Source organism: Peptostreptococcus equinus, assembly GCF_027125355.1.
Taxonomy (GTDB): Bacteria; Bacillota; Clostridia; order Peptostreptococcales; family Peptostreptococcaceae; genus Peptostreptococcus; species Peptostreptococcus equinus.
This window is the reverse complement of record NZ_CP114052.1, coordinates 1620727-1632512: the sequence shown is the minus strand read 5'-3', so window position 1 is coordinate 1632512 and position 11786 is coordinate 1620727. Positions and strand designations below refer to the sequence as shown.

At 30.6% G+C, this 11786-nt stretch carries 9 protein-coding genes; all 9 read left to right on the top strand.

Annotation, left to right across the window (positions count from 1 at the left end; genetic code table 11):
• Positions 1-115 precede the first annotated feature (115 nt).
• The 9 genes from O0R46_RS08050 (at position 116) to O0R46_RS08010 (ending at position 11652) form a co-directional block, all read left to right on the top strand.
• A complete protein-coding gene (locus O0R46_RS08050) occupies positions 116-814 on the top strand; it encodes a beta/alpha barrel domain-containing protein (protein WP_269311241.1) in 699 nt (232 codons plus the stop codon).
• A 128-nt stretch (positions 815-942) separates the two neighbouring features.
• Entirely contained in the window at positions 943-2328 is a 1386-nt protein-coding gene (locus tag O0R46_RS08045) for an aminopeptidase (RefSeq protein WP_269311240.1), read from the top strand.
• A 33-nt stretch (positions 2329-2361) separates the two neighbouring features.
• A complete protein-coding gene (locus tag O0R46_RS08040) occupies positions 2362-3978 on the top strand; it encodes a PucR family transcriptional regulator (protein ID WP_269311239.1) in 1617 nt (538 codons plus the stop codon).
• Positions 3979-4227: 249 nt separating this feature from the next.
• The gene (locus O0R46_RS08035) at positions 4228-5520 is read left to right on the top strand and encodes an MFS transporter (RefSeq protein ID WP_269311238.1); all 1293 of its coding nucleotides are present in this window, start codon (positions 4228-4230) and stop codon (positions 5518-5520) included.
• 128 nt (positions 5521-5648) lie between these two features.
• A complete protein-coding gene (locus O0R46_RS08030) occupies positions 5649-6815 on the top strand; it encodes a M20 metallopeptidase family protein (RefSeq protein ID WP_269311237.1) in 1167 nt (388 codons plus the stop codon).
• Positions 6816-7093: 278 nt separating this feature from the next.
• The gene (locus O0R46_RS08025; protein ID WP_269311236.1) at positions 7094-8173 is read left to right on the top strand and encodes an Ldh family oxidoreductase; all 1080 of its coding nucleotides are present in this window, start codon (positions 7094-7096) and stop codon (positions 8171-8173) included.
• 207 nt (positions 8174-8380) lie between these two features.
• A complete protein-coding gene (locus tag O0R46_RS08020; protein WP_269311235.1) occupies positions 8381-9751 on the top strand; it encodes a sodium:solute symporter family transporter in 1371 nt (456 codons plus the stop codon).
• A 22-nt stretch (positions 9752-9773) separates the two neighbouring features.
• Positions 9774-10715, top strand: coding sequence for a metallophosphoesterase (locus tag O0R46_RS08015; RefSeq protein ID WP_269311234.1), 942 nt, complete (start codon positions 9774-9776; stop codon positions 10713-10715).
• A gap of 259 nt (positions 10716-10974) precedes the next feature.
• Positions 10975-11652 carry a phosphoribosylaminoimidazolesuccinocarboxamide synthase gene (locus O0R46_RS08010; RefSeq protein ID WP_269311233.1) on the top strand — a complete coding sequence of 226 codons (678 nt, stop codon included), beginning with the start codon at positions 10975-10977 and terminating at the stop codon, positions 11650-11652.
• The last annotated feature ends 134 nt before the right edge of the window (positions 11653-11786 follow it).

Here is an 11786-nt window from a genome sequence, read left to right as displayed (position 1 = left end):
ATTATAAGTAAAAAGCTATAAAAATTCATTGACTATTTAATAAAATAAATATAGAATATGAAGGTAATTATTAAAAGGCTGCATTTTAGTGCTTTTATAGATTGGAGGATTGTATATGGAAATTAAAGATTGCGCAGTAATTTCAAGAGAGAGAAAGATACCACAGGTCGAGAGTAAATTAAGACATAATATACTTACAATGCCCGTTGAAGTAAGAAAAGCTAGCGGTATAATGATATATGGTAGAAGAATTAAAAGCTTAATATTTACGACTGATTTGGCAATTATTAGGAATTGTGATGCCGACGCTGTATTTGCTGTGTATCCTTTTACACCTCAACAAGCTATTAGTGATGCTATTATAAAAGCTTCATATATTCCAGTATTCTGTGGAGTAGGTGGAGGTCTTACAAAGGGGCTTAGAACTATAGGGCTTGCTAAGGATGTGGAAAGCCAAGGTGCTATGGGAGTAGTTTTGAATGCACCAATTAGTAATATGAACTTACTAGGAGTATCAAAGGCGGTAGATATTCCAATAGTAGTAACGGTAGTAGATGACAAAACGAACATACAAGAAAGAATTGATTCTGGAGCTTCAATAATCAATGTTGCTGGTGCGGCTAAAACACCTGATATTGTAAGAAAAATAAGAGCTGAATTTCCAGATTTACCAATAATAGCATCAGGTGGAAATACAGATGAAAGTATTAAAGCTACAATAGAAGCGGGTGCAAATGCTATAACATTTACACCGCCATCAACTCACACACTTTTCCAAGATACGATGAATAAGTATAGAAGTGAGACAGATTAATAATTAAGAAAATATAAAAATAAATATGTGTAAGACTTCGACATAGATGTGTATAATAGTTAATATAATCTATTTTGAGGTCTTATTTTTATTATAAGATTAAAAAATAAAACTTGGAGGAGGACAAAATGATTAGAGAAAATGCTTGGAAGTCATATACTTCAAAAGAATTGTCAGAGATGGATGTATTAATTGATAGATATAAAAAATGCATTGATATGGGGAAGACAGAAAGAGAATGCGTAAAAATAGCCCAAAATATGGCTGAAAATATGGGATATAAAAACTTAAGTAAAATTATAGAAGAAAAATCTGTTTTAAAAGCAGGAGATAAAGTTTATTCTGTTATGATGGAGAAATCTATAGTACTTTTTAATATTGGAGCGGAAGATTTTGAAAAAGGAATGAATATTTTAGGAGCTCACATAGATTCACCTAGAATAGATATAAAGCAAAATCCTCTTTATGAAAATAGTGATCTTGCTTATTTAGACACTCATTACTATGGTGGAATAAAAAAATATCAATGGGTTACTATTCCACTTGCCATTCATGGAGTAGTAGCAAAAAAGAATGGTAATCTGGTCGATATAGTAATTGGAGAAGAAGATAGTGATCCGGTTTTAGTTATAAGTGATTTATTGGTTCATCTGGCACAAGATCAAACACAGAAAAAAGCTAGCATAGTAATTGAAGGTGAGAATATGGATGTTTTAGTAGGTAGCAAGCCATTATTAAATTCAGATGATAAAGATTTAGTAAAAGCTAATATACTTTATATACTAAAAGAAAAATATGGAATAGATGAAGAAGATTTTTTGTCTGCAGAACTAGAAATAGTTCCTGCTGGTAAAGCGAGGGATTGCGGTTTAGATAGGTCTATGGTTATGGCGTATGGGCAGGATGATAGGGTTTGTGCTTTTACATCTCTTTTTGCAATGTTAGAAGGTAAAAATACAAATAGAACCACTTGTTGTATTTTGGTAGATAAAGAAGAAATAGGTAGCACTGGAGCTACTGGAATGCAGTCTATGTTTTTTGAAGATATTGTATCAGAAATTGCCAATATACTTCAGCCGGATGTTCCATTAGCTGCCAGAAGAGCTCTTAGAAACTCAGCTATGTTATCATCAGATGTAAGCGCAGCATATGATCCACTATATTCTAGTGTATTTGAAAAAAGAAATTCAGCATATTTTGGAAGAGGTATAGTTTTTAATAAATATACAGGAAGTAGAGGGAAATCAGGAACAAATGATGCGAATGCTGAATATATTGCATCACTGAGGAAAATAATGGACGACAATAAAATATTTTTCCAAACAGCTGAACTTGGCAAAGTAGATCAAGGCGGAGGAGGAACTATAGCCCATATATTGGCAAGACAAGGTATGAGGGTAATAGATAGCGGTGTAGCTGTAATGTCTATGCATGCTCCGTATGAAATTACCAGTAAGGCGGATATTTATGAAGCATATAAAGCTTATAAAGCATTTTTGTTAGATATGAAATAATAGTATTAATTAAGAGAGTTGGATAGAAAATATATGAATAATTATATTAGCGTTAGAGACATATTAAAAACTCCAGACTTTAAAAATTTTGAAGTACTTGCGGGAAATAGTGCTTTGGATAATGAAGTGACTTCTATAACAATTATGGACTCACCAGATCCATTTCCTTGGTCTAAAGGTGGCGAAATAGTATTATCAAGTGGATATGTATTCAAAAAATACGAAGATGAATTTGATGATTTATTGGTAAAAATGAAAGATGCAGGTATAGTAGCTCTATTTATAAAAGTAGAGAGGTATTTTAAGAATATACCTATGCATATTTTAGAATTAGCTGATCAAATAGGTTTCGTAATAGTTAATGTTCCAATAGAGATGGCATTTAAGGATGTAATAAATCCTACTTTATCAAGAATAGTAGATATACAGTCTGAGGCTATAAAAATATCTGAGAGAGTTCACGATAACTTTACACAATTGGTAATAAATGGTGATGATACTAGTACAATAGTAGATGTGATAGGTCAAATATTCAAGGAAAATATATGTTATTACGATCAATATTTTGACAAATTGTATTATAAAAATAAAGTCATTTTATGTGATAATAAAGAAAAATTAAAAGAGATAAACATATTGCTAGGAGAAAAATCTACTTATAAGATTGGACCTAATAGAAAAATATATGGTTATATAATATTCTTGGACATAGATAAAGATATAGAAGTGGAAGATCTTTACAATACATTATCACATGCAAATACAGCTTTGATTTTGGACACTCAAAAGAAAATATCAAGTATGCAGATTGAAGATAGGCACAAGAATGAATTCATTCACGATATTATAATGAATAATATTAAATCACAAGTAGAAGTAGAAGCTAGAGCAAAGGTATTTGGCTGGATGTTTACAAATAACATTAGAGCCATGGTTATAGACATAGATGATTTTAAAGAACAATATTTAAAAATTTATAAAAACGATCAAAGTGCACAGGTATTAAATGATGAATTAGAAAATATAAGAGAGCATATGCTTAATGATGTGATTAGAATAGTCAAATCTTATTATATAAGCTCTGTTTATGCAATTCTTAGCGATTCTATAATTTTTTTACTTCAAAGTGATAGGGAAGAAGATAGAGAAAAAAGTCATCTATTAGCATGTGGCAAGGAAGTTAGAAAGTCTACAAGAGAAAATTATGATTTTACTGTAACAATTGGAGTAGGTGAAGAGAAAACTTCTATAGTAGATGTACATGAGAGTTACAAGGAAGCACAGATGTCAATAAAAATAGCTAGAGTTATTTTTAAGAAAAATGCTTATATGTTATATAGTGAACTTGGAGTATATAGGGTTTTATACTCTATATACGAAAATGAGGATGTTAAGAGTTTTTGTGATTCTAAAATAGGAAGCATAGTTGATTATGATCGAAAATATGATTCGGATTTATTAGATACTCTAATTAATATCGCTGAAAATGATTGGAATCTTAAAACTACAGCAGAGAAAATGTATATGCACTACAATACAATTAAATATAGATATAAGAAAATTTGCTCAATCTTAGCTGAAGATTTAAGCCATTCAGAAGCAAGGCTAAGTATAGGTTTGGCTTTAAAAATATATCAAATGAACCTCTAATTATAATAATAATTAGCAATTTTTATATTTATACATTATATAATAATTATAAAATAGTAAGTTTTATTAAATATAATTAATAATAATTGTTAGAAATCAAATCCATGTTTGTATCTTTAGGATAATAAATATGGATTTTTTTGTATCTTTAGCACATTGAAAACACTTTCTAAAATGTTAAAATCTTTTCAAGAAGAGAAATTTATTTAATAAAATTTATAGAAAGGCAATTATAGTAGGAGGTTTTTAATGAAGAAAGATTTAGTAGGAACAAAGGAAGAACAAATCAAAAAAGTAGAAAGCTATAGATGGGTAGTATGGTCAGTACTTGCTGTCATGTATATATTTGTTACTTTCCACAGAATGGGAGTTGGAGTCGTAAAAAATGATTTACAACAAGCTTTTAATATAGGTGCAGCACAATTTGCAAATATTGGGTCAATGTATTTTTACGCTTACTTTATTATGCAGATTCCATCAGGAATTTTGGCAGACAAGTTAGGTCCTAAAAAGACAGTGTTCTCATTTTCGCTATTAGCAGCAGTTGCTTCAATAGTATTTGGACTAGCTCCAAGTATTGGAGTTGCTTATGCTTCGAGATTTTTTGTTGGTATAGGTGTATCAGTAGTATTTATTTGTCTAATAAAAATTCAGTCAAGATGGTTTTACTCAAAGAACTTTGCATTAATGATAGGATTTGCAGGTATAGCAGCTAACTTGGGAGCAGTTATAGCACAGAGTCCGTTGGTTATAGCTGTAAATATGTTTGGATGGAGAAATACTTTTGTATATATGGGTGTAGGAATGGTATTCTTCGCTATATTAGTATTATTATTGGTTAAAGATGATCCATCAGATATGGGACTTCCAGGTATGGATGAATTAGAAAATAGACCTCAGTCAGTGGCTAACATAAAAGTTGGACAGGCGTTAAAGTCAGTTATGACAAATAAATGGACTTGGATAATTTCAATACCTTATATTGGTTTATATACGGGATACGTAGTATTATTTGGAACATTTGGTGTTTCATTCATAATGGCGACATATGGAGTAAGTAAAATTTCAGCAGCTAACTACGTGATAGCAGCAGTTATAGGTTCAGCAGTAAGTGGTTTAGTAATTGGTTATTTATCAGATAAATTCAAAAATAGAAAATTGCCTTTAATATTATGTTCAGTATTGACATTAATAGGTTGGGTAGTATTTATATTTGTTAAATTGCCACTTGCATTACTTACACCATTCTTGTTTGTATTCGGTTTTGTAATGTCAGTATTCACAATGTGTTGGACATTAGGTAACGAAGTAAATGATAGAAATCTTTCTGGTATAGCTACTGGAGTAGTTAACTGTGTTGGATTCTTGGGTGCAGCTATAGTTCCTGTTGTTATGGGTTCAATATTAGATACATACAAGGCAATGCCAATGTTGGGATATCAAAAGGCATTTACAGTATTAATTGCATTAGTAGCTGTTGGTGCGGTAGCTTCATTCTTTACAAAAGAAACAAATGGAGTAAATATTTACAAAGCTAAGTAATAAAAAATAAAAAATGATGATATTAAAAAAACTATAAATGAAAGAATATAATATAAATATACTGTTTTAAATTAAGTAATAAAAAAGAAAAGAGAGAATGTAAACTTTATATAGAAAGGGTTGATAATATGATGTTAGATAAGGCAAAAGAAGTAGAAGATTTTATTATAAAAATTAGAAGACAAATACATGAAAATCCCGAACTAAGTGGAGAAGAGTACGAAACACAGGCTACAATTTTATCTGAATTAGAAAAATTGGATTTAGAAATAGAAAAAGTAGGTAATACTTCAATAATAGCTAGATTAGTAGGAGAAAAGCCAGGAAAGACAGTTGCTCTTAGAGCTGATATGGACGCACTTCCAATAATAGAACAAGCTGATATTGACTTTAAGTCAAAAAATCAGGGAGTAATGCATGCTTGCGGTCATGATGCGCATGCTTCTATGCTTTTAGGCGCAGCAAAAATATTATCGACAATGAAAAAAGATATAAAGGGTGAAATAAGATTTTTCTTCCAAGAAGGTGAAGAGAATTTCTCAGGAGCTAAAAAGATTATAGCAGCTGGCGGTATGGAAGGCGTGGATGGATGTTTTGGAATGCACGGACTACCAGGAATGGATGCTGGATATGCTCACATAGAATCAGGATATGTATTGACTGGTTGTGATACAATATTCGTGAAATTTGAAGGTGTGTCTGGTCATGGTTCAGCACCACATCTTGCTAAGGATACAATTCATCCAGCTTGCATGTTTGTAACAGATATACAATCAATCGTTACAAAAAATGTAGACCCTCAGGAGCCAATCGTTGTAACAGTAGGTAAGTTCAATGGAGGAACAAAGCCAAATATTATTTCCAAGTTTACTGATATTGAGATGTCAATGAGGTACTTTGATCCAGAAGCTAGAAAAACAGTTCATGAAGCTATAATCAGACATGCAAAGGCTATAGCTGATGCATATGAAATATCTGTAGATGTTCAGATTGAAGAGAGTACTTTAAGTCTTAGAAATGATGAAGATATGACAGAATTAGCTGAAAAAACTTGTGAAAAGGTGATGGGTCAAGGAAAGAATGTTCCAATGAAGAGAATAATGGCTTCAGAAGATATGTCTTACTACATGCAACATGCAAAGGGCGTATACATAAATATGGGCTATAGAAATGTAGATAAGGGAGCTGTATACTTTCCACATCATGAAAAGTTCAAAATAGATGAAGATTATATGAAATACGGAGCAGCTATGTTCGCCCAGTTTGCTTTAGATTTTTTAGATAGTGATTTATAAAAGTTAATAATATTAATTGAAAATAGACCTTAGGGTCTATTTTTTTATAGAAAAATTATCTATAAAAATAAAAAATATGTAAATGAGCTACTTTTGTCACAGTATATTTTATATTTTATTTACAAAACAATAAAAAAATCTTTCTTTATGAATAATTAATTGAGAAAATACATTATAAAAATGTATTTTTTATAAAAAATTATTAATTTATTAAGGTAGCTATGTTAAAATTTAAATATAAATATTTGTAATTATAAAATTTAATCTGGAGGTATAACATGGAGAAGGCAATTTTAGTTAAATCAGAGGAGTTAAGAGACTATTGTCAAAGAGCCTTTGTTAAATTTGGTTTTGATAACGAAGATGCTAAGACAATTACAGATGTATTGATGGCAGCGGATATGTATGGAATCGACACACATGGATCTCAAAGATTAGAAATGTATAGACAGCATATTAATAAGGGCTTTGTAAAAGTTGGGAATAAACCTAGTGTAGCACATGAAACAGGAATATCAGCTGTAGTAGATGGAAATCAAGCTATGGGTCAAGTAGTGAGTAAATATGCTATGGATTTGGCTATTGAGAAAGCTAAAAAATCTGGAGTGGGAATGGTAACTGTAAGAAATTCGAATCATTATGGTATAGCGGGTTATTACAGTCAGTTGGCTAGTAAAGAAGGCCTAATAGGTATTTCGGCGACAAATTCATTTAGAGTAGTAGTTCCAACCTTTGGAAAAAAACCGATGATGGGCACTAATCCGATAGCTATATCTATACCAGCAGAGCCAACAGAATTTTTCTTTGACATAGCGACATCTGTAGTTGCATGCGGTAAGGTAGAGGTTAGAAATAAAAAAGGAATAAACCTACCAGTAGGTTGGGGAATAAATGAAGAAGGTAAGGATGAAGTAAATCCTCAGCATCTTTTCGATAATATAATGAATAGAGAAGGAGGCCTATATCCAGTGGGTGGATCAAGCCAGCTATTTGGTAGTCACAAGGGATTTGGTTTCTCTTTATTGGTCGAATTTTTAACTGGAGTATTATCTGATGGGACTACTTCAAATCACACTGAAGAAGATGGTATGATGGGAATTTGCCATTATTTCATGGCCATAGACCCGAATTTATTTGGAGATCCTAAAAAGATTACTAAGAAATGGAGTACTTATCTACAGGAAGTTAGAGATAGTGAAAAAGCCTATGGTCAGGAAAGAATATACACACATGGGGAAAAAGAAAAAGAAACATATCAAGAAAGAATTAAATCAGGAATTCCAATTCTTCCAAAGACGATAGAAGAAATGAAAAGTTTAGCCAAAGAACTGAATATGGAATTTGGAATTAATATTTAGCCCTCATTTTAAAATCAAGATACTTTAATAGAAGAGTCTAGTATTATTTTTTACTGGCTCTTTTATTATATTATAAAAATAGAAAATATCTATAATATGCATAAAAACAAATAGTAAAAATGAATAATTATTGTTGATAAAAGAATTCATTTGATTCAAAATTTATGATATATTTTTAAATGAACAAATAAAATGAAGGGGGTTATTATGAATATTGGATTTATGTTTTGGGGGTTTCTGATCATTTATGGAATAATAATGATGTTCTTGTCTCCAAAGACTACGACAGTTGGAGGTTTTTTCAAAGGAGAGGATAAAGAAGGTAAACCTGCTAGTACTTTTATGTTGACAGCGAGTATTTTTATTAGTTGGATTTTTGCTAAGTCAGTAACAAATGCTGCCAACCTGGGAGCTAAGTATGGTATAGTCGGGGGTATTGCCTATGCAACTTATTGGCTATGTATACCCTTAGCTGGCTTCGTAATCTATAGATTACGTAGAAAGTTTGGTGCGACGGGTATAGTTAGTTTCATTACCAATAATTATGGCAAAGGTGCTGCAATTGCCTTTGCAGCAGCAATCTTGATTAGGTTATTTAATGAGGTTTGGAGTAACACTTCAGTAGTTGGTGGATATTATGGAAAATCTACAAGTAAAGAATTTATATTTGCGGCTTTAGTATTCACAATTATTACTCTTGTATACTCTATGAAAGGTGGACTTAGAAGTTCTATATTTACAGATGCTATACAAGCGATAATATTTGTATTTTTCGTGGTGTGGATAATTGGATTAATAATACCAAAACACTCTATTGGAGATTTTGTTTATAGTGGCAACTGGAAATTAGATGCAGGTGTAGATATGCTTTTAGTTTCATGTTTGCAAATTTTTTCTTATCCGTTCCATGATCCTGTATTGACTGATAGAGGATTTATTTCTGAAGAAAAGACCATGCTAAAAGCCTTTGTTGTATCAGGTGTTTTGGGATTTATAGCTATTTTAGTATTTAGCTTTATTGGAATACATGCAAAGTTAGTAGCATTACCACTTTCAGATAATGTTCCTGCTGACTTAGGAAGGACAATGGGTGTAACTGCATATTTATTAATGATAATGGTAATGGTATCTGCAGCTGGTTCAACATTAGATTCAACTTTTTCAAGTATTGCAAAACTAACTGCCTATGATCTTCCCAATATGGCAGGAAAAAATTTGGGTAAAAAAGCTATTACCATGGGTATGATAATAATGGTTGTTATGGCAATTATTGGTAACTTGCCTATGATAATAGGAACAAATATCTTAAAAGCTACAACAATAAGTGGAACAATGGTTATTGGACTTGCACCTATATTTATATTGCATGGTATAGTAAAACCAACCAAGCTAGGATTCCATTTAAGTTTTTGGTGTGGAATAATTTTAGGGTTTGCACTAACTTTAAATATAATTCCATCAATTTTTGCTATTGGCAATGGAGAAAATGCAATGTTGCTAGGAGTAAATTTATATGGTTTAATATTATGTAATATAGGATATATTATTCCTGGTTTGTTGAGTAAATATAAAATATAAAAACTATTATGGAGATGATAAAATGAATATTCCTGGTAGATCTTGTCCTTTAGACTATAATATTGATCAGAGCCTTTTTGCTAAGAAAGAAAATGATATAATTTGTGATACTGTATATATAGTAGGTGGTTTATATGGTAATTATCAAGCTCTAGAAGAAATTGATAAAATAGTTAAATCAGAAAAAAGTGATTGTATAATAATATTTAATGGAGATATACATTGGTTTGATAAAGATTATGAGGATTTTGTAAGAATAGAAAATTTTGTTAGGACTCATATACCTTTATTAGGAAATGTTGAATCAGAGCTGATAAGAGATAAGGATATTAATGTTGGATGTGGATGTTCTTATCCAGGATGTGTAGATGATGATGTGGTTAAGAGATCCAATATTATACACCAAGAAATGAAAGATATGGTAGATATAAATAGCAAAATTAAAGATGAAATTAAAAAAAGACAAAAAATATGTATAGTCAAAGTTGGTGATAAAAGAATCGCCATAACTCATGGAGATGAAAAATCCTTAGCAGGGTGGGAGTGCTCTAGAGAAAACTTATTAGATATAAATAGACAAAATGAACTTATTTCTTGGTTTAAAGATAATGATATTGATGTTATTGCATCTACTCATACCTGTGCTCCAGTAGCTTTAAAGTTGGAAAATTTTGCGGTAATTAATAATGGTGCTAGTGGTATGCCGAATTTTAAGGATAAACACTATGGAATAATTACTAGAATATCAAAATGTAAGTCTGAAAAAGCCATTTATAGTAGTAAAATAGATTATATTTATATAGAAGCTTTGGCTGTAAATTATAATATAAATGAATTTGTAGATTGGTTTGATAATGTATGGCCTAATAATTCGCCAGCGTCTATTTCTTATAGAGAAAGAATAATAAAAGGAACTGCAGATAATATTGAAGATGCGATATTATCTGGCTTTGAAATAAATTAGAGCTTAAGATTTATAAGAATTTTAAATATATTATTCTAAAATTAAAAGCAACTAGAATTTTTAATTCTAGTTGCTTTTAAAATACGAAAATTTGTGCAAAAAAAATAAAAAATGTACGAAAATAATTGACTAACCATATTCTATATGAGATAATAATATAAAATTAAATAGCGAACATTTATAAATTAAGTAATGAAAATGTGCGTGATTTGTATGTGTTTTGAACATAAGGCTAATATTGTATTCACAGGAGGATAAAATGAATAAAATTTATACAGGTAAGACCAAAGATGTTTATGAAATTGATGAAAAGAATGTATTATTAAAGTTCAAAGATGATGTTACAGGCAAAGATGGAGTATTTGATCCAGGTGAAAATCAGGTAGGGCTTCAAATAGAAGGCGCAGGACGTTCAGCAGTGGCGATGACAAAGTTTTTCTATGAAAAATTAAATGCTATGGGTCTTAATACACATTATGTGTCAGCAAATGTAGACAAGAATGAAGCTGTAGTTAAAAAAGCTAAAGTTTTCGGTCAAGGTGTAGAAGTGATTGTTCGTTATAGAGCAGTGGGTTCATTTATTAGAAGATATGGAAGCTATATTGAATCAGGTACCAAAATTCCTCCATATGTAGAAGTAACATTAAAAGACGATGATAAAAATGATCCTTTAATAACAAAAGATGCTCTAGCAATATTAAATATAATGACAGAAGAGGAATATGAAGAACTTGCAAAATTAGCTCTTCAAATAGGTGAAGTAGTTAAAAATGAATTAGCAAAAAAGGAATTGGAATTATATGATATTAAATTTGAATTCGGTATGGTAGATGGAAAAGTAGCTCTAATAGACGAAATATCTGGTGGTAACATGAGAGCGTACAAGGGTGAAGAATATATAGAACCATTAAAGCTAGAAAAGATAATGTTAGGATAATAATGTCAAATAAATAAGTTATAAATATATATAAATTTACATAAAAAGTTGTAATAAATTTTTGTTAGGAAATTTTATAGTGGTATTGGATGTTTTAATTGTCTAATACCACTATTTTTTATGTTTAGATAAAC

What these genes read in the sequence shown, in the direction of transcription:
- O0R46_RS08020 (WP_269311235.1), top strand. Translation starts at nt 8,381, where the DNA reads ATGAATATTGGATTTATGTTTTGGGGGTTTCTGATCATTTATGGAATA.
- O0R46_RS08030 (WP_269311237.1), top strand. Translation starts at nt 5,649, where the DNA reads ATGATGTTAGATAAGGCAAAAGAAGTAGAAGATTTTATTATAAAAATT.
- O0R46_RS08015 (WP_269311234.1), top strand. Translation starts at nt 9,774, where the DNA reads ATGAATATTCCTGGTAGATCTTGTCCTTTAGACTATAATATTGATCAG.
- O0R46_RS08010 (WP_269311233.1), top strand. Translation starts at nt 10,975, where the DNA reads ATGAATAAAATTTATACAGGTAAGACCAAAGATGTTTATGAAATTGAT.
- O0R46_RS08025 (WP_269311236.1), top strand. Translation starts at nt 7,094, where the DNA reads ATGGAGAAGGCAATTTTAGTTAAATCAGAGGAGTTAAGAGACTATTGT.
- O0R46_RS08050 (WP_269311241.1), top strand. Translation starts at nt 116, where the DNA reads ATGGAAATTAAAGATTGCGCAGTAATTTCAAGAGAGAGAAAGATACCA.
- O0R46_RS08040 (WP_269311239.1), top strand. Translation starts at nt 2,362, where the DNA reads ATGAATAATTATATTAGCGTTAGAGACATATTAAAAACTCCAGACTTT.
- O0R46_RS08045 (WP_269311240.1), top strand. Translation starts at nt 943, where the DNA reads ATGATTAGAGAAAATGCTTGGAAGTCATATACTTCAAAAGAATTGTCA.
- O0R46_RS08035 (WP_269311238.1), top strand. Translation starts at nt 4,228, where the DNA reads ATGAAGAAAGATTTAGTAGGAACAAAGGAAGAACAAATCAAAAAAGTA.